This window comes from Actinomycetaceae bacterium MB13-C1-2, from assembly GCA_035621235.1.
Taxonomy (GTDB): domain Bacteria; phylum Actinomycetota; class Actinomycetes; order Actinomycetales; family Actinomycetaceae; genus Scrofimicrobium.
Map to the genome: position 1 here is coordinate 627,190 of CP141731.1, position 18,152 is coordinate 645,341.

Genomic DNA, 18,152 nt, shown 5'->3' on the forward strand with positions numbered 1-18,152 from the left:
CGGTTTTCGGACATGGCTTTTGTGAACTCGTCAGGCCAGCGTGCGCCAACATCCAGCGAGGTGATCATCTACCATTCCCGCCGACTGCATAAGTGCGTACATTGTCGTCGGTCCGACGAAACGGAATCCCCGTTTTCTGAGTTCCTTACTCATTGCAGTTGATTCTGGAGTCACGGCCGGTATTTCTTCAAATATTCGAGGACGAGGCCGCCCTGAATCGAGTCTTTCTGGAGCGAACGACCACATCAGCTCGTCAAGCTCTCCCTCGGCCATATCGCGAACTATCGCCGCATTGGCGATAGTCGCCTCAATCTTCGCTCGGTTCCGAATAATCCCGGGATCCCCCATCAAACGTTCAATGTCCTCCGCGCCAAAGTCACAAACAAGAGCGGGATTAAAACCCTCGAACACCTCACGGAACCGCGTGCGCTTCCGCAGGATTGTTATCCAAGAAAGGCCCGCTTGGAATCCCTCTAGTGACATCTTTTCGAACAAGGCTTGATCACCGTGAAGGGGGAACCCCCACTCCTTGTCGTGGTAGCGACAGTATTCTTCATCATCTCCCACCCACCCGCAGCGGGTGCGCCCATCGGCTCCGACTAAAACGGCAGTCATGGCAACAAGCTACCAGCATCACCTCGCGCAGACTTGCAGCGTGAGAGCACGATTTACATGGCGAAACGACTATCTAAGAGTCTTTCATCGAAGCATCGTAGATGGACTCAATTGAGGTATCCAGGGTTCTGTTGAACTCCTCGTCATCCTGTTGCGCGGTTAGACCTTCGAGCAAGGCGCGACTGAAGCTTGCGATCAACGCCGGGTTCCGAGCCAGTATCTCGTTAGCTTCCTCCCGGCTATAGCCACCGGAAAGCGCAACCACCCGTGCAACATTCGGGTGACTGATGAGATCTGCATAAAAGCCGTCTTCAACCGGAGGACTAAGTTTCAGCGCTACCTTCCTGTCACCAAGCTTGTCGAGCGCTTCAAGTAGTTCCTTCTTCAAGAGGACATCCGACTCAGCCCGATCAACGGACCTGATATCCACCTCAGGCTCAACGATTGGAACCAGGCCTGCGTCGAGTACCTTGTTAGCGACTTCAAACTGCTGTTCGACGATTCGCCTAATTCCCTCCGGATTAGCACTGTGAATAACCGACCGCTCCTTAGTCCCGAACACTCCTTGTTTGGCGGCCCGAGCCAGTGTTTCCTCAAGTCCAGAAATGGGCTTCATCATCTGGACGCCGCCTTCCTCGTCCTCTAAACCACGATCAATTTTCAGGAAGGGAAGTATGCCTTTCTCGTTCCATAGATAATCGACAACGGAACGACCGCCGATGTCTCGCTCCAGGGTTCCCTGGAACAAGATCGCGCCGAGGATCCTGTCGCTGGTAAACACGGGGCTAGTGATAATGCGGGTGCGTGCCTCGTGAATCAAGCCGAACATTTCATCGTCATTCGAGTACTGCGACTCGTCGATTCCATATTGGCGAAGCGCGCGAGGGGTACTGCCGCCGCTTTGGTCCAGAGCGGCGATGAAGCCCGACCCCGTTTCAAAGCGGGAGAGTCTCTGGTTGTCAGTCATTTCGAGTTCCTTCTTTCCCCGGGTCGACAAAGAAACATGCATTGACTGGGATATATCTCACTATACTCCCGTAGCAACTCACGTCTACCTGAGCTTGTCAAGGGGGTCGTTTTCCCGCAGAGCAGTCCCTTAGCGTGTTTAGCATGAGGCTCTTCGAGACCAAGGAGAAGAGGAAAATGCCAAAGAATAAGACGCCACAACTCAAGGATCCCGAACTCTACGACCGCTTGCGCGAAGAGGGGGCTTCAGAGGAGAAGGCGGCACGTATATCCAACGCGGCTGCACAAGAAGGACGGTCGACCGTCGGCACACGCGGGGCGACCGCGCCAAACTATGAGGACCGAACTGTTGCTGAGCTGAGGGCCAGGGCCAAGGAACTCGGTCTGACGGGATACTCCGGCCTAAAGAAGTCGGAACTGATCAACCTGCTACGTAATCACTAGCCACATCGAGCGCTTCGAGAAGCAAAGCCGCTCACAACCGTTGGTCGTCGCAGAAAACATCCCATCAGCGACGAGTCCCCTGAACAAGGTTGTCAGCCGACATGTTGTCCCACGCTTCCGCGTCGCGTTGAGAGGTACTGTTGAGCCTCGGATTCCGAGAGGACAACTAGTCCACGCGAGCCATTTGAGGTCTCGGTCAACGCTTCGATCCAGTCCCTATTGAGTTCCGGTGCCCGTCCTCCAACAAAACGAAAAGCAAGTGGAATAGACGGCGACAACCAGATCGAAAAGCGTCCGCCCCCACGCTCCGCGGGATTGATCCAACTGACCAGAAAACTCTCCTGAAGTCGAAGCTTCATCGTCAGCACGACTTTGAGGTGCGCGAGCGTTCGATCATCAAACTCGTACTCTTGCGTACCCCCGTAGATAAGGAATCCCATGGGGTAATAGTGTCAGTTTTCTGCCCAATACGATAGGCGAGAAAGCGGCCTTGGGGGGTCTTTTCCTACCCCTGCGCTTCACGTACGCTAATGCACAATCAAGTACAAGGAGTCATCATGGCCATCAGTCCGGTAGAGGTGGATTTTGACGCCCCCGTTGAGCGGCTCGCCGGTCGCGCAATTGTTCGTCTGCCTGCCATAGTGAGCGCTGAACTACCTTCACGCGGTCAGGTTGCAGCAGAGATTACTGTGACCTCCACCGGCTCATCGGATGGCCCAATATCTACGGTCATCGAACCCGATGGGCTACGAGGTCACTGGCTTCCACTCGATAGATTCCCATGTGCCGAGAACGTCAGGGAGGGCGCTTTGGTCTCGGTCCGACTACTGACAAAGAGGGACTGGCCCGAACCAGAGATTCCGGACGACCTCACAGCAGCTCTCTCGGGAGCGCCGGACCTCGCAGACACCTGGGATGACATCACCCCAATGGCCAGATGGGAATGGGTGCGGTGGATAGGCGCCACAAAGAATCCGGAGACCAGGGCAAAAAGAATCCGAGTAACGATAGACAAGCTTCGAAACGGTAAGAGACGTCCCTGTTGCTTCGATCTTTCTTCCTGCACCGACCCTGACCTCGCGAAAAGCGGCAAGCTCATGCCCGCAACGTCAACCCTCGACTGACGGACGTTCCGGCGCATCCTGCCCGAAGAAAGACCTCTACTACTCTGGCCTACCGTTCAAACCTCTAGGCACGGTGAAAGCCGCGATCAACGAGGCAACCGCCGCAATGTACCAGAGCCACTGCCACCCGGTTCCGCTCTCAATCCCGTTAATTGCAAAGCAACCGGCCATCAGAATCCAGAAAGCGGTGTTGTAGCCGCGGTACTGAGCAAGGTTGGCTGAGCGAAACTGAAGCACCATGACCACGAGGGCTGCAATAAGCAAAACCCATTCGACAACTTCAAGAACCATTGATGTTCCTACCTCTTTCGAACCTAATCGGCAATCGGGATCTGTTACAACCCTGATCCTACGTCCGTGGTGAAGTCCCACCAAAGCAGACGGCGGACACGAGTGATCACCAGTCAACTACGCTTCTTCTTGCAACCCAATCAGCAACGGAATCCATGCCCTTACTCTCACAATCCCGCCACCAGGAATCGGATGTCGCCTCAGTCTATTAGTCCAAGCGCCTACACCAGCACGAAGCGCGCCAGCTACGTTGGATATGTTGTCCAGGCTATCGTCAACAACCTGGCCCCTCTGCTCTTCATCGTCTTTCATACCCAGTTCGAAATTCCACTGGCACAGTTGGGCCTAATCTCTGCCCTCAACTTCGGCGTCCAACTGCTAACCGACTTCGCAGCGATGTTTTTTGTCGACAGGGTCGGCTACAGAATTCCGATTGTAGTTGCCCATGTTCTTGCAGCGATCGGTCTTGTACTAATGGGGATCCTGCCGGGAGCTTTGGGGGACCCCTTCCTCGGACTGTGCATCGCCGTAGTGATCTACGCGATCGGAGGAGGTCTGCTCGAGGTACTGGTAAGTCCAATCGTTGAGCATCTTCCAACACCGGCAGACCAAAAGGCGTCTGGTATGGCTCTGCTCCACTCCTTCTATTGCTGGGGTCAACTCGCTGTTGTCGTTGGAACCACACTCCTACTTGGAGTCACCGGCCTTAGTCGTTGGTCTCTTCTTCCTCTGGTGTGGGCCATCGTTCCACTGGTCAACGTATTTGTGTTCATGCGCGTCCCGCTGCCAAAGACAGTGGCGGACGAGGATCGGACCTCGCTTCGAAACCTCTTCGGCACTCCTTTATTTCTGGCCGCCCTGGTGCTGATGATGACCGGCGGAGCAGCCGAGCTAACCATGGTCCAATGGTCTTCCTTTTTTGCCGAGCAGGGACTAGGGGTGAGCAAGGAGTTCGGTGATCTGCTCGGCCCGGGTCTCTTTGCCCTGTTGATGGGGGTCGGGCGGTTCGCCTTTGGCATGTGGGGTACGCGAGTCGACCTCAAGCGGGCACTGTTGTTCTCTAGCCTTGGTGCCGCGCTCTGCTATTTCGTTGCCGCGACCTCGTCGATTGCGATCGTGAGCCTACTCGCTTCGGCACTCTGTGGCCTGATGGTCGCGCTACTTTGGCCGGGAACATTCTCCCTCGCTTCAGCGCGTTTCCCTATGGGCGGAGCCGCCATGTTCGCCATGCTTGCGCTAGCAGGGGACGCTGGAGGTGCCACCGGACCCGCTCTCGCGGGAGGTCTTGCCGAGGCAGCACACGGCCCGCTCCTCGCTATCGCCAACATTCTCCCGAGCGATGGCGGTTCAGGTTTACGCACGGCACTTCTTCTGTGCGCACTGATTCCAACCGTATTTGCTATCACGGTCTGGCGCTTCGACAAAAAGACGAGCGAAGAGTCAACCGACTAGCGTCTCAGTCTCCACATGACCTGGAGAATCAGGGACGGCTAGCCCCAGGCAACCGAGCAGGAACCTAATGTCCTGTTTCAGGTCGTCTCTCTCAGAGACGCCGGTTGATACCAGGCCGTAAACCGCCCGGAGCGCGACGAAAAGTACATGCGAGGTCACGTCGCGCCCCACTTCTCCTCGTTCTTGAGCGCTGGTGATAAGCGCATCGAGGAAACTCGTTATCCGACGACGTACTTGCTCTAGTTGAGGATCGCCCCCGGAGTTCACGGCTATCTCTACAAATGCGGCATCGTTGATCGTAAGTTCAACAAGCTTCTCCCAAGCGGCTTCGAGTCCCGAAACAGCCACGTTACGTTGCTCGACAGCCTTCTCGATTCTTTCCAGGTTCTCCTCAAACACCGCAAGAGCCAGGGCCTTCTGAGTTGGAAAGTGACGATAAAGCACCCCCTGACTGACCCCTGCGTCCCGCGCTATCGCCGAGAACGGAACACTTAGTCCGTGGGATGCGAACAATGTCCTGGCCGACTGCATAAGCGAATCGCGATTCTCTGCCGCCGCCGCCGGACCACGATTTGCCTTGCTCATCTGACGCCTCTTTGCGTTATCGCCATAGTTCCTGACGGAATTCTGTGACTTGGTCGATTACTCGCCGATACTGTTCTCAATACCTACCAACCCCAATATACTGGACCGGACAGCATTGTCCGGTAATCCCGGTCTAAACACGATGAGGTGGCCTGATGGCAACAAAACAAGACGAAACTTTTGACATTGTCGTAGTGGGTAGCGGTGCCGGCGCATTTGCCACCGCCCTGGGTGCGGTTGACGAGGGCCTGAGTGTGGCCATGGTAGAGAGCACCGACAAATGGGGCGGAAACTCCGCAATGTCCGGTGGTGGCCTGTGGATGCCGAACAATCCGCTGATGAAGCGTGACGGCGCGGGCGACTCCCGCGAAGAGGCGATCGAGTACATGAAGATCACCATCGGGGAGCCTGGACCTGCATCATCCGAAGAACGCATAGAAGCCTTCGTTGATGGGGTTGAAGACTGGGTCCTGACCGCTGAGAAGCATGGCATGGAATTTATCCGGGCAAAGGAGTACCCGGACTACTATCCTGAACTCCCCGGGGGCAAGATCGGTCGAGCGATTGAATGCACGAACATCAATCTCAAGGAAAATGGAGAGTGGAGTGACACCCAGCGCGATGCAATGCCGCTTCCGCTTCGCACCGATGACATTTGGTTGCTTGGTCGCGCGTGGTCGACCCCTGCAGGGTTTATCCGGGGTGCCCAGTTTGTGTTCCGAACAATCGGTGGTCTAGCGACCGGGAAGAAAAAGACGGGCCTGGGCGGAGCCCTTATGGCTAACTATGCCAACGCTGTTTTGGTCAATGGCGACGCAACGCTATATCTCAACACTCCGGCCGTGGACTTGGTCAAGGATGGCGACCGTGTTGTCGGTGTCAAGGTTGACGGCCCCGAGGGACAGCGCGTGATATACGCACGCCTTGGAGTGATGCTCGCGGGTGGCGGATTCGAATCGAACCAGGAGTGGCGCGAAAAGTATCAGGGTGTCGAGGGCTTTACATCTGGCGCTCCGGGCAACCTCGGTGGGCCAATCCAGATGGCCATGGACGCTGGCGCGGCCATCGACTACATGGATGACGCTTGGTGGGGTGGTTCTTTGCCTCCCTATGAGCCGGGCGCCAAGGTTCCGTTCATGGTCGGTGAACGTTCATTGCCCTACATGATGTTTGTCGACTCCCAAGGCAAGCGCTTTGTGAACGAGGCAGAGTCGTACATCGACCTAGGTCACCATATGATCGAGCATGATCGTGGTGGAGACTTCTGGATGCTCACGGCCGGCCCCTACAACAAGCGATACTTCCGTACCTTCTCGATTCAGCCCGGCGTCATTAAGGGCCTCACTGAAAAAGGAATGATCGTCAAGGCGGACACCATCGAAGAGTTGGCCGAGAAGATAAACGTTGACCCGAAAACGTTGATCCAGACCGTGGACCGCTTCAACGGATTTGCAAAGACCGGCATCGACCACGACTTCCATAAGGGCGACTCGGCGTACGATCGCTACTACGGCGATCCGACCATTAAGCCGAACCCCTGTCTCGGAGCCTTCGAGCACGGACCCTACACCGCTTACAAGTTTGTCACCGGCGACCTTGGAACCAAAGGTGGCGCTGTGACCGATGCGGACGCACGGGTTCTCCGCGAGGATGGAAGCGTCATCGAGGGACTATACGCAACCGGGAACAACACCGCTTCGGTTATGGGACACACCTATCCCGGACCAGGATCGACCATTGGTCCCGCTTCAGTGTTCGGTTTGCGCGGTGCCCGCCACATGGCAAAGAACGCTAGAACCGCTAAGTAACTAGAAATAATTGCGTCGAGAGACCCGGGTTGGAGAATAATCTAGCCCGGGTCTTTCCAAACCGTTAGAAGACGGTAATTCTCCGGCTCTAACCCCTTGTTGAAGCTAGGTCATCAAGGAACTTTGCGGCCCAGTCCTGAACCGTGTTATTCCAGACCTTCCGCTCCATCGCCCTCCAACGCTTTGCTCGTTCAGCGTAGGGGTCCGTCATTGCCTCCATGATGGTTTCCTTCATTCCATCGAGGTCGTAGGGATTGACCAGGTACGCCCGGTTCAACTCACGGGCCGCTCCGGCGAACTCCGAGAGAACAAGGGCGCCCGCGCGCCCGGGGTGGCAGGCGATGTACTCCTTTGCCACCAGGTTCATCCCGTCACGCAGCGGAGTCACCAGCATCACAGAAGCGATGCGGTACATCGCGGCCATCGTTGCACGAGGGAAGCTCTGGTAACGGTACGAGATAGCTGGACGACCCACTCCCCCAACCTCAGAGTTGATTCGTCCCACCAGCAGGTCAATGTCGTCCCTCAGAATCTGGTACTGTTCCACATCTTCTCGGGAAGGAGTCGCGACCTGTAAGAATACGGTTTCCTCGGGATCAAGTTCTCCTTCCTCGAATAGCTCCCCAATCGCGCGGATTCGCTGGCGCAAGCCCTTTGTGTAATCAAGTCGGTCGACACCGAGTAGCACATTCTTTGGATTGCCTAGTTCCTCAAGTAGCGCGTCCGACTCAGCCTTAACCTCGTCCGTTTCCGAGAGCGCGTGGAAACCCTCAACATCAATGGAGATAGGGTATGCGCGCGCAGTGCACGTGTGCCCGTCAGGCATCTTTACGCTGCGTCGCTCAACCGGGTAATCGGTTCGGCGACGCACGAGGCGCAAGAAATTCTGGGCCCCAGCGGGAGTCTGAAAGCCGACGAGATCAGCACCCAGCAGACCGTCGAGAATCTCGCGACGCCAGGGGAGTTGCTCAAAAAGTTCTTCGGGAGGAAATGGAATATGCAGGAAGAATCCGATGGTCAAATCGGGACGCATCTCCCGCAGCAACACCGGGACTAGCTGAAGTTGGTAATCCTGAACCCAGACCGTCGCCCCGTTTCCTGCAGTTCTCGCTGCGGCTTCAGCAAAACGGTAGTTGATCTTCTTGTAGGCGTCCCACCACTCGCGGTGGTAACTGGGGTAGGCAACCGAATCGTGATACAGCGGCCAGAGCGTGTCGTTTGAGAAGCCCTCGTAGTACTCCTCGACCTCCGTCTCAGTAAGTTTGACCGGAACGACGCGATAGCCGTCATGGTCGAACGGTGCTAGTTCTTCGTCTGGGGCGCCAATCCAGCCAACCCACGCACCGCCTCGTTCATGCATTAAGGGTTCCAGGGCCGTCACCAATCCACCAGGCGAGGTGCGCCAGGACACATCACCGCTCTCGCTGACTACGCGATCAACTGGAAGTCGGTTAGCTATTACCACAAAACTGGGGTCTGTTGAGATGGGAGGTTCCACGAAAACTCCTTGTCGACTAAGGACACCGTACCAACTACAACCACGATCGCGCTGTCCAAATTCGGTCCGATCTGCGAGAGTTGAGATTATGATTTCCCGATCTTGGACATTTGAGAACTCATCCGGATCCGAGTTCGAAGGAGAAGTCGCAACAAATCCGACCGGTTCGCTCTTAGTCTTTGATTTTGACGGAACCCTCTCGAGAATTGTCCCGTGTGCTGCGGACGCAAGACTGGTGCAGGAATCAGCCGATGCACTGTCGCAGCTGGATCGCGCCGGAGTTCATATCGCATTGGTGTCAGGACGCGCAGTCGAGACGCTGCTTATACTCTCGGATGCTGAGAACCAGCCGGGATTGGCAAACGCCACCGTTTTTGGACACTACGGCGCAGAGCGCCTGGACGTGGCGACTGGGCATTATTCTGCACCGCCTCCGACTGCTGCCGTCGCCGCAGCCAAACATGAGCTAGCCCGAGTTGTCGAGCAGTTCCCGGGGGCGACTTTCGAAGACAAGGGTCTATCCGTTGCTGCCCATTTCAGAAACTCCGTCAATCCCGATAAAGACCGTGCTGATTCTGAACCACAGATCCGCGCGATCGCCGAAAGACACGGACTCATTCTTGAACCGGGAAGGCTGGTCTGGGAACTACGGGGACCAACTGTCAATAAGGGCGATGCACTGAAGACACTGGTAGACGAACGCCACCCTTCGTCCGTCATGTTTGCTGGAGATGATTTAGGCGATATCACCGCATTCGAGGCGCTTCAACAGATCCATAGCTCCGTGAACGCGCCCGCTACCTGTGCGGTAGTTTCTGCCTCGCCCGAAGCGCCAGAACTAAAAAGGTATGCGGATATCCTCTGTGACGGCCCGGATGGAGTGGCGAACTGGTTGACCCACTTGGCGACGGTTGTTGGTGCAGGTCCGGCTCTCTGACGGACCACGGAGGCACTCGACTCGTAGAACCAGGGCCGTCTCACTAAAGGGCGAGCTGTTACTCCGGCAGACGAACCTCGTCCAAGGTTCGTTGAAGAAGTTCGCGCAGCACCGACTTATCAACGGAGCTCAAGCGAGTGATGTACAAGCACACCTTGCTGGCTTTGTGGGGCCCAAGCTTCTCCACAAGGTCTGGCCAGCGTCTCTCGAAGTCCGGTGCCAGGTAGATAGTGTGCTTCGATTGATTCGTCGCGAACCCCAGTAGCGGGGCGATACCACCGTGTCCGCTTTCATACCGGTACTCGTATTCTCCGAACCCAATGATGCGGTTTGCCCAGACAATCGGTAGCTCACCGCTTACCTCTTGATGAAGCGCCAGAATCTCATTTGCCTCGGCGCGACGCGGACCTGTTACACGGTCGAGGACCCCTTGAATCGGGACGTCCGAAGGAGACATTGCGGGAGCTTTCGTTGCCATAGGGCAATAATGCCAAAATGCCGGCATAACGACCGTTGCGGGCATCATTCGCGGCAAGACTATCAATCGCGTTAGGATGACATCGATCGACAGGGGAGCACGTAAGTGCTGAGAATGCGGATCACCGCTAACCCTTCGAACCTGATCCGGGTAATTCCGGCGAAGGGAGTCGAGGAAACTCTTTCTTGACATGCGAAGTGCATGGCGGAGCCCTCGGCTAACGGAGACTGAAGGAGTTTCAGCCATGGAGTACAGGCCACTTAAACGGCCAGCTGTCAGCACTTTCGCCGCCGTGGCCACAATCGGATTGATGGCGGGTTGTTCCGTCGTCGGAGGTGAGAAGCCCAGCGGCGAGAGCATCACGCTGGTCACGCACGACTCGTTCGCGATGTCCGAGGAAGTCATGCAAGCGTTCACCGACGAGACTGGAATCAGTGTCACCCAGGTGGCACCAGGAGATGGCGGAGCACTGGTAAACCAGTTGGTACTCACCAAGGATTCGCCCCTCGGCGATGTTGTCTACGGAGTCAGTGATTCCTTTGCCTCACGCGGCGTAGATGAGGGAGTGTTTGCCCCCTACACCTCGCCGAACCTTCCCGCGAGCGCCGAGCCCTATCTGGTCGGCGACCTGCTCACTCCGATCGATGCTTCTGACGTCTGCATGAACGTCGATCTAGACTGGTTCGCTGATCGCGGCATCACTCCCCCAGAAACCCTCGAGGACCTCACCAAACCTGAGTACGCGAACCAGACGGTTCTGATGAACCCAGCGACCTCCTCGGTCGGCTTATCGTTCCTGGTAACTACCATTGCGGCGTTTGGGGATGAGGGGTGGCCTGACTACTGGCAGAGACTCCGCGAGAACGGGGTGAGCGTGGTTGACGGCTGGTCGGACGCATACTATGTCGACTTCACGGCCGCAGGTGAGGGCGGAGAACGACCGATCGTTCTTTCCTACTCCTCGTCCCCGCCCTACACCATCGCAGACGACGGAAAGGCAAGCACTGCGGCGCTGCTTGAAACCTGCTCCCGACAGATCGAGTACGCCGGTGTGATTAAGGGGGCCACCAATCCCGAAGGTGCCCAGAAATTCATTGACTTTATGCTCTCGGAACGATTCCAGGCTCAGCTTCCAGAGCAAATGTTTGTCTACCCAATCAACACCGAAGTCGCACTTCCGGAGGACTGGGAGAAGTTCGCGCCGCGTCCAACCGACCCCTTCTATCTCTCTCCAGAGCAGATCGACTCGGGTCGCACCGAGTGGATCGAGCAATGGACTTCTCTGATGATTGACTAGTGCCAATGAGTGATCCGACTCCGGCTGCGATGCCCCGTCGTAGCCGGACAAGTCCCTTGCGGGTGGCCGTTTGGCTACTCGTTCTCGCCGTGCCTGTGGTGTTCCTGGTGGTGTTCTTCGCCTACCCGGTTCTGACCATAGTGGGACGAGGACTGTTTGAGGGTGGATCACTTGACTTCGGCGCCATAGGCGAGGTTCTCTCGCGCCCGCGAACGCTGCGTGTAATCGGCAATACCCTCGTCCAAGCGACGGTTGGAACCGGGGTCTCAGTAGCACTATCGATCCCAACCGCGTTCGTTCTTTATCGAAGATCATTCCCGGGCAGGAAGTTTCTCAGGAGCCTGCTACTGGTGCCTTTCGTGCTTCCGGCCGTCGTGGTAGGTGTCGCGTTCCGCGCTCTACTTGCTCCTCACGGCCCATTGGGATTCCTGGGGTGGGACCGAACGCTAATGGCGATTCTGCTGGCCCTCGTTTTCTTCAACGTTGGTTTGGTAGTTCGGATGGTCGGAACCGTCTGGGAATCGCTGGATCCCAGGGCGGAACAGGCGGCACAGACTTTGGGAGCATCTCCCCTGCGAGCGGCTCTTACTGTCACTTTGCCAGCGTTGTTTCCGGTCATCGGTTCGGCGGCGGTCGTGGTCTTCCTGTTCTGCGCGACGGCCTTCGGAGTGGTTTTGGTGATCGGCGGCTCGCAGTTCGCGACAATTGAGGTGGAAATATGGCTCCAGACCACTCAGTTCCTGGACCTGAAGACTGCTGCGGTGCTCAGTATCGTTCAGTTCGGGGTGGTTATTCTGGTTTTCTGGCTCTCGTCCTTGATGCGGGGGAGGCAGAGTCCTCCGCTTGCACTGGCAGACGGAACAGTCCCTGCGCCACGGTTGAGACTCGGAAAAGGCGGCAGTGCCCTCGATCGGGTCTGCACAGGTATCGCCCTGCTGACCGGCACTTTAATTCTTCTGCCGCTCGCGACCATGCTCATCCGCTCCTTCCGTAAGGATGGCGCTTGGACACTCGGTAACTACGTGGCACTGGGCACGAGGGGAAGCCAGGCTCTCACCGTAAACGTCTGGGATGCGGCAATAAACTCTCTACGGATCGCGGTCGATGCCACAGCAATCGCTGTGGTGGTTGGAGTGACCTTGGCGCTTGTCCTATCGCGGAGGCCGAGGAACTCTGGAGCCAGGCGGGCCATGGGACTTCTTGGAGCCTTCGTGATGATGCCCCTTGGGGTTTCCGCGGTAACGGTCGGATTTGGCTTCCTAATTTCACTGGATCGACCGCCACTCGACCTGCGATCTTCGCTAATTTTGATTCCAATCGCGCAGGCACTGGTCGCAACACCTCTGGTTGTGCGGTCGGTACTGCCGATTCTGAATGGGATCAATCCACGTCTGCACCAGGCCGCCGCAACGTTGGGAGCGAGTCCGACCAGGATACTGCTCACCGTTGACGGACCACTGATGCTACGTTCGGTCGGACTGGCGGCCGGTCTGTCATTCGCGATCTCACTTGGCGAGTTTGGAGCAACCTCGTTCCTCGTTCGTCCGGATCGTCCTACTTTGCCGATCGTTATCTATCGGCTGCTCGGCAGACCGGGCGACGGAAACTACGAGATGGCAGTAGCCGCCTCGGTGATACTAGCCATTGTCGCTGGAACCGTGATGACACTGGCCGAGCGTCTTCAACCCTCAACCTCAGGACCGACGAGATGACACCGATACAGTTACCCGACGCCCCAGGCCGGGCAGGACTTACAGTCGATTCGGTCTCGGTCGAGTATCGACTGGGACGTGAGCGAGTTCGCGCCGTGGATCACGTGAGTTTTCACCTGGAACCGGGGCAGACACTGGCCCTGCTAGGGCCGTCAGGGTGCGGAAAATCAACGTTGCTTCGCGCGATAGCTGGGTTGGAACCGCTGAGCTCTGGATCGGTGTCTTGGGATGGGCAAAACTTCGACCACGTCCCAACCCACGAGCGCGGCTTCGGAATGATGTTCCAAGACGGACAACTATTCACTCACCGCAATGTTGGGGGAAACGTAGCTTACGGACTGAAGGGAACCGAGTGGGGAGCGAGCCGCGAGACTCGAGACGCACGTGTCGCAGAAGTCCTCGAACTGGTTGGACTGCCGGGATATCAGAAACGAACCATCGGCTCGTTGTCGGGGGGACAGGCACAGCGGGTTGCGCTCGCGCGACTGCTGGCAAGGTCACCCAGGCTGATGCTTTTCGATGAGCCGTTGTCCTCCCTTGACCGCAGTTTGCGTGAGCGGCTGGCGGACGACCTACGTGTGCTGCTACATGACGGAAATATGACAGCCGTCTACGTGACCCACGACCCAGAAGAAGCCGAGACTGTTGCAGACCAGATTGCACGGATGAACGAGGGAAGAATAGAAAATATTACTCCGGCGGCCCGGACCAGATGAGTTCCGCGCAGGCCACTTCAGATTCGCCAGAACCACTTTAGGACGCGCTCCCAAACCAAACCCCGAACTGGCCACACTGGCAGATAACCCCGGTTCAAACCACTCACAGGGAACCCCAAGACACGAATATAGGCCAGAGTGGCTCTGTGTTTGGCGCGTGTCCCGCTCGGCTCGGGCGAATATCCACCAGAGTGGCCTGTTTCGCCTTCAGGAACCACAGAATCTAGGCACGAGAGCGGCCACTTTGGCAGATATCCTGCCATAGGTCCCGGGAGAGCGGGCTCGCAATATCCATCCACCCGAGTGGCCCTGTAACCCCTAGTTCTGGCCTACCTGATCTGTACCTCCGGTCGCCAGTCGCATCAGGTCCGTGTTGAGGTCGATTCCCAGTTCGGTTCCACCAGCACTGCCGTAGCTGTGTTGGTAGCTGCTCCAATTTGCGTCACGCACCGCGCTTCGGAAACCAGTTTCTACCAGAGCAATAAGTTCGGTTGCGGCGCGGTCTAGACGCTCATTCAACCCACTGCCCCAATCTTCGGGTGCTGCAAACAGGGCCGTCGGAACAGTCATCGCACGCATGTAGGCGAAGAGCCCTCGTAACTGCTCATCCACAACCAGAGCATGCCGTCTTGTCCCCGCAGTGGCCGCGAGAATCGTTGGGGTTCCAATCAGCACATCGTTGTCGAGCACCTGGAAAAACGCAGTGAGAAGTCCGCTTGGTCCTGCTTTGTAAACAGGCGTCGACACAATCAGACCATCCGCGTCCCGCACCGCGTCGAGAGCCACCTGAAGCCCGTCCGAAACTGACTGCGTGACAAGCGCATCTGCGATGTCGTGGGCGAGGGCTCTGATCTCAATGCCTGTTGTCCGGAACTCAACACCGCGCCGCGCCCCTATTTCACGGACCCGGTCTGCGGCACGGCCAGAAAGCATCGCCGTGCTTGAGGGATCGCTGGCGCCTGCAGAGACAACGACCAGACTCTTGTTGTCAGACATAGGATGACTCCTCATTACTCCATATATGCGGCGCTGATCCATAGGTGAAACGCTCTGAAGCTCTAGCACAGGGCGCAGCAGTCTCTATCGGCTTACTTTGACCTTCTTGTCGATCTATCTGTTTGATCACCACTGCCCCCTAACTTTGCGGCTAGGGTCAGTAACTGTTCCGTTTCCTCAGGGGTCAGGGCCGCGTACAACTCTCTGGCGATGCTGGAGGCGTGTGCCCTCCCAATGCGTCTTTGCAACGAAGCGCCCTGGTCGGTAAGTGAGATTCGAACGGCTCGTCGATCCTCCTCGTCCCCACAACGTCCCAGCAGACCACGCGCGACCATCCGGTCAACAAGACGGGAGAGGGCGGGTTGGCTAAGCAGAACTCCCTCCTGCACCTCCCCTAGCCTCAGCGGAACGCCCGCCTTCTTGAGCGTGTAGAGGACGTCGTACTCGCGCATGCTGACCTCGTCGAACATACCCTCGGCCGCGAATGTGGTTACCAGCTTGGCGTGGGCCGTCATAACGGCTTCCCACGCCTCACTCGCCAGCCGGACCTGCGTCCGGTCGTACTCTGCCATTTCTACTCCCGAACCAGTTCCGTGTCCTGGTACGGTGAACCACCAGTTACGTTGTCTCCCCTGTTCGGATTCGGACGAGGTTGACGAGGTTCACTGCCGCCATACTTCGCCTCCACCAACTGCGCGTGGCTGGGGGCAGTCGCGGGAACCTCAGAGTCCCGCTTGGCATCGAGTTCACGGCGCAGGACGGGAACAACCTCCTCTCCCAACAGGTCAAGTTGCTCAAGGACAGTCGCCAGCGGGAGTCCAGCGTGGTCAATGAGGAACATCTGGCGTTGGTAGTCCCCAAACGTCTCACGGAACGTCAGGGTCTTATCGATGACCTCCTGCGGACTACCAACGGAAAGAGGAGTTTGGTCGATGAAACGCTCCAGGCTAGGTCCGTAGCCGTAGACCGGGGCCTCGTTGAAGTAGGGGCGGAACCCTTCGACTGCGTCCTGGGATCGCTTGGCAAGAAAAGTCTGCCCGCCAAGACCGACGATTGCCTGCTTCGCCTTGCCGTGCCCGTAGTGTTCGAAGCGTTGGCGGTAGAAGTTGACCAAACGCAGTGAGTGTTCGGACGGGGCGAAGATGTGGTTCGAGAAGAAGCCGTCACCGTAGAATGCCGCCTGCTCAGCGATCTCTGGAGTGCGGATGGAGCCGTGCCAGACGAAAGGTGGTACATCATCGAGGGGTCGCGGGGTCGAGGTGAAGCCTTGAAGCGGAGCGCGGAATCGGCCCTCGAAATCAACTACGTCCTCCCGCCACAGGCGATGGAGGAGGTTGTAGTTCTCCAGTGCCAAGGGCAGTGCTTGGCGGATGTCCTGACCGAACCAGGGGTAGACGGGAACTGTGTTACCTCGTCCAAGCATCAGGTCCATGCGGCCCTTGGAAAGATGCTGAAGCATGGCGTATTCCTCGGCGATACGCACCGGGTCATTGGTGGTGATCAGCGTGGTCGAGGTACTGAGCTTGAGTGTCTTGGTCTGCGCCGCAATGTATGAAAGAAACGTTGTCGGGCTTGAGGAGAAAAAGGGTGGGTTGTGATGCTCACCGATGGCAAAGACATCGAGGCCAACCTCTTCTGCGTGCTTCGCAATGGTGACAAGGGCATCTATCCGCTCTGCTTCACTGGGGGTTTGACCCGTGGTGGGATCGCGGGTGACGTCACTGACGGAGAAGATTCCGAATTCCATGGTTGCTCCTTATCGCGAACACTCTCAGAGCGAGGCTCCAAGCCTCCTGCTGGCAAGCGCCGCCTTTTGCTTGCGTCCTGCCACCTATCCGCATCTCGCTGAGCTCCGATAGAGAATGGACGCCTTCTGAAAGCAATCCTAGTGGCATTAGATGCGTTTGCATATATATTTGTGATGTAGTCGCTTTTGTTCACAGTGGCAGGTGTAGGAACTACGCACAAAGCGGGGATCTACCCAAAGACTCCTAAGCGTGCGATCCTCATTCACGAGGACACTCACAACGCGGCCGCGGCTGGCGTTGGCATGGACGAGTGCGATCCTCATTCACGAGGCCACTCATCTAGGTCACGTGACGTTTAGGGTCCGCGATCCGTTCCGGGCGGAGTTGTCTAGCAAACCCCGAGCGAGTTTTCACCTGAGGGGTAGGCGCATATCCACGAACTGGTATTCGCCGCCGTTGGTCTCTTGCTTGTGGGTCCCAGTGATCTCGAACCCACAACGTTTGTAAGTTCGTATGGCTCGTTCATTGAACTCAGCAACCATGAGCGTCACCTGTTCCAAGTGAGGCTCCAGTTCCAGAAGACGTGACAACGACGACTCAATGAACCCTCGCCCCCACCCCGTCAGATCGGGGCGTAGCCCTACCCCGAGTTCTGCTACCAAGTCTTCAACGTTAGCGCTGAAGAATCCGACAAGCTCTTCGTTGTGGAAGCATGCCTCAAACACAACAGGCCATCTATTCGGGCTGATGAACTCTTCATAGTCTTCCAGATCCGCGTCAGCGTTGTAGAAGTCAAAGGGTTCTGGATACCTCCACTCGTTCGCAATCTCCAGGGCATGAGGCAACGTCATCCGCTCGAACTGGCACGAGAACTCCGTCATTTCCACTGCACCAGCATAGATGTAGGTAGCACGAGGTGCATTTGCGGCAAGCCTGGCGCAACAGAGCCGAACTCGTCAGAGTGGTGGTTCATACTCGGTGTTCTGAAATCGAATGAGACTACCTTGATCCCCGGGATCTATGACAAAGATTGTCATGCGACCTAGAATCGGAGCGTGGCGACAATGAACATCTCTCTTAGCGACGACCTCAAAGAGTTCGTTGAACATGAGGTGACCGAAGGTGCCTACACCTCGGTGAGCGAGTACATTCGCCAGATGATCCGAGAGCGACGCGAAGAAGCCATCTTCCGGCAAAAGATCCTGGACGGGATCAACTCGCCTCTTGTCGACAAGACAAGCTACTAGATACGGGGCAGAGGATGGGTTTCCGTACCTGGTTTTCTATCTGGACCTGGAGGAACATATCGAGAGCGTGCGTGTGCTCCATGAACGCCGTGATTTCCCAGGGCAACTGCAGGACCAGAAGATACGAAGTGAGCCGCTGCTTTCTCTGCGACCACCTGGGTTGAGCACCCCATATGGGGTGCTCAAGAACAGCCTCGCATAAATCTCACGACGTCAGAAGGGCAACCGGGACGTAACC

20 protein-coding genes and 1 riboswitch are annotated in these 18,152 nt (G+C 57.0%); of the genes, 9 read left to right on the plus strand and 11 right to left on the minus strand.

Annotation, left to right across the window (positions count from 1 at the left end; translation table 11 throughout):
* Positions 1-30: 30 nt before the first annotated feature.
* Both U6G28_02780 and U6G28_02785 read right to left on the minus strand, forming a co-directional pair.
* Positions 31-615: a DNA-3-methyladenine glycosylase I gene (locus tag U6G28_02780; GenBank protein WRS30631.1), complete on the minus strand. Its 585-nt coding sequence runs from the start codon at positions 613-615 to the stop codon at positions 31-33.
* Between the two features lie 73 nt (positions 616-688).
* Complete coding sequence (locus U6G28_02785) at positions 689-1,582, minus strand: fructose bisphosphate aldolase (GenBank protein WRS30632.1); 894 nt, start codon at positions 1,580-1,582, stop codon at positions 689-691.
* Between the two features lie 176 nt (positions 1,583-1,758).
* Here U6G28_02785 and U6G28_02790 point away from each other — a divergent pair, with 176 nt between their 5' ends.
* The gene (locus U6G28_02790; protein ID WRS30633.1) at positions 1,759-2,025 is read left to right on the plus strand and encodes a Rho termination factor N-terminal domain-containing protein; all 267 of its coding nucleotides are present in this window, start codon (positions 1,759-1,761) and stop codon (positions 2,023-2,025) included.
* Positions 2,026-2,117: 92 nt separating this feature from the next.
* Here the strand turns inward: U6G28_02790 and U6G28_02795 are convergent, their stop codons facing one another.
* Positions 2,118-2,465: a hypothetical protein gene (locus tag U6G28_02795; protein WRS30634.1), complete on the minus strand. Its 348-nt coding sequence runs from the start codon at positions 2,463-2,465 to the stop codon at positions 2,118-2,120.
* Positions 2,466-2,582: 117 nt separating this feature from the next.
* Here U6G28_02795 and U6G28_02800 point away from each other — a divergent pair, with 117 nt between their 5' ends.
* A complete protein-coding gene (locus U6G28_02800; protein WRS30635.1) occupies positions 2,583-3,149 on the plus strand; it encodes a YdeI/OmpD-associated family protein in 567 nt (188 codons plus the stop codon).
* A 39-nt stretch (positions 3,150-3,188) separates the two neighbouring features.
* Here U6G28_02800 and U6G28_02805 read toward each other — a convergent pair whose 3' ends face one another.
* Entirely contained in the window at positions 3,189-3,440 is a 252-nt protein-coding gene (locus U6G28_02805) for a hypothetical protein (protein ID WRS30636.1), read from the minus strand.
* A 192-nt stretch (positions 3,441-3,632) separates the two neighbouring features.
* Between U6G28_02805 and U6G28_02810 the strand changes: the two genes are divergently transcribed.
* The gene (locus U6G28_02810; protein ID WRS30637.1) at positions 3,633-4,892 is read left to right on the plus strand and encodes an MFS transporter; all 1,260 of its coding nucleotides are present in this window, start codon (positions 3,633-3,635) and stop codon (positions 4,890-4,892) included.
* Here U6G28_02810 and U6G28_02815 read toward each other — a convergent pair.
* Positions 4,881-5,477 carry a TetR/AcrR family transcriptional regulator gene (locus U6G28_02815; GenBank protein ID WRS30638.1) on the minus strand — a complete coding sequence of 199 codons (597 nt, stop codon included), beginning with the start codon at positions 5,475-5,477 and terminating at the stop codon, positions 4,881-4,883. The genes U6G28_02810 and U6G28_02815 overlap by 12 nt on opposite strands.
* Before the next feature lie 155 nt (positions 5,478-5,632).
* On the opposite strand from U6G28_02815, the gene U6G28_02820 reads away from it, so the two are divergent.
* Positions 5,633-7,285 (plus strand): FAD-binding protein, encoded by a 1,653-nt coding sequence (locus tag U6G28_02820; protein ID WRS30639.1) that lies wholly within the window; start codon positions 5,633-5,635, stop codon positions 7,283-7,285.
* Between the two features lie 88 nt (positions 7,286-7,373).
* On the opposite strand, the gene U6G28_02825 is transcribed toward U6G28_02820, so the two are convergent.
* The gene (locus tag U6G28_02825) at positions 7,374-8,783 is read right to left on the minus strand and encodes a trehalose-6-phosphate synthase (GenBank protein ID WRS30640.1); all 1,410 of its coding nucleotides are present in this window, start codon (positions 8,781-8,783) and stop codon (positions 7,374-7,376) included.
* A gap of 88 nt (positions 8,784-8,871) precedes the next feature.
* Here U6G28_02825 and otsB point away from each other — a divergent pair, with 88 nt between their 5' ends.
* Positions 8,872-9,720: a trehalose-phosphatase gene (gene otsB / locus U6G28_02830; GenBank protein ID WRS30641.1), complete on the plus strand. Its 849-nt coding sequence runs from the start codon at positions 8,872-8,874 to the stop codon at positions 9,718-9,720.
* 58 nt (positions 9,721-9,778) lie between these two features.
* On the opposite strand, the gene U6G28_02835 is transcribed toward otsB, so the two are convergent.
* Complete coding sequence (locus tag U6G28_02835) at positions 9,779-10,198, minus strand: DUF1801 domain-containing protein (GenBank protein ID WRS30642.1); 420 nt, start codon at positions 10,196-10,198, stop codon at positions 9,779-9,781.
* 81 nt (positions 10,199-10,279) lie between these two features.
* A riboswitch (TPP riboswitch) is annotated at positions 10,280-10,383 on the plus strand.
* Between the two features lie 59 nt (positions 10,384-10,442).
* Here U6G28_02835 and U6G28_02840 point away from each other — a divergent pair.
* The 3 genes from U6G28_02840 to U6G28_02850 are packed head-to-tail and all read left to right on the plus strand — an operon-like array spanning position 10,443 to position 13,923.
* A complete protein-coding gene (locus U6G28_02840; GenBank protein WRS30643.1) occupies positions 10,443-11,495 on the plus strand; it encodes a thiamine ABC transporter substrate-binding protein in 1,053 nt (350 codons plus the stop codon).
* Between the two features lie 5 nt (positions 11,496-11,500).
* Positions 11,501-13,207 (plus strand): iron ABC transporter permease, encoded by a 1,707-nt coding sequence (locus U6G28_02845; protein ID WRS30644.1) that lies wholly within the window; start codon positions 11,501-11,503, stop codon positions 13,205-13,207.
* Complete coding sequence (locus tag U6G28_02850) at positions 13,204-13,923, plus strand: ABC transporter ATP-binding protein (GenBank protein ID WRS30645.1); 720 nt, start codon at positions 13,204-13,206, stop codon at positions 13,921-13,923. The genes U6G28_02845 and U6G28_02850 overlap by 4 nt, the downstream gene beginning before the upstream one ends.
* Before the next feature lie 318 nt (positions 13,924-14,241).
* Here the strand turns inward: U6G28_02850 and U6G28_02855 are convergent, their stop codons facing one another.
* From U6G28_02855 to U6G28_02870, 4 genes are all read right to left on the minus strand, one after another.
* Positions 14,242-14,919 (minus strand): CE1759 family FMN reductase, encoded by a 678-nt coding sequence (locus U6G28_02855; GenBank protein WRS30646.1) that lies wholly within the window; start codon positions 14,917-14,919, stop codon positions 14,242-14,244.
* A gap of 92 nt (positions 14,920-15,011) precedes the next feature.
* Positions 15,012-15,491, minus strand: a complete 480-nt coding sequence (locus tag U6G28_02860) for a MarR family transcriptional regulator (protein ID WRS30647.1) — start codon at positions 15,489-15,491, stop codon at positions 15,012-15,014.
* Positions 15,492-15,493: 2 nt separating this feature from the next.
* On the minus strand, positions 15,494-16,666 hold the full coding sequence (locus U6G28_02865) for a CE1758 family FMN-dependent luciferase-like monooxygenase (protein ID WRS30648.1): 1,173 nt from the start codon (positions 16,664-16,666) through the stop codon (positions 15,494-15,496).
* A gap of 411 nt (positions 16,667-17,077) precedes the next feature.
* Positions 17,078-17,548, minus strand: coding sequence for a GNAT family protein (locus tag U6G28_02870; protein ID WRS31179.1), 471 nt, complete (start codon positions 17,546-17,548; stop codon positions 17,078-17,080).
* Positions 17,549-17,731: 183 nt separating this feature from the next.
* Here U6G28_02870 and U6G28_02875 point away from each other — a divergent pair, with 183 nt between their 5' ends.
* The gene (locus U6G28_02875) at positions 17,732-17,914 is read left to right on the plus strand and encodes a type II toxin-antitoxin system ParD family antitoxin (GenBank protein ID WRS31180.1); all 183 of its coding nucleotides are present in this window, start codon (positions 17,732-17,734) and stop codon (positions 17,912-17,914) included.
* Positions 17,915-18,152: the final 238 nt, after the last annotated feature.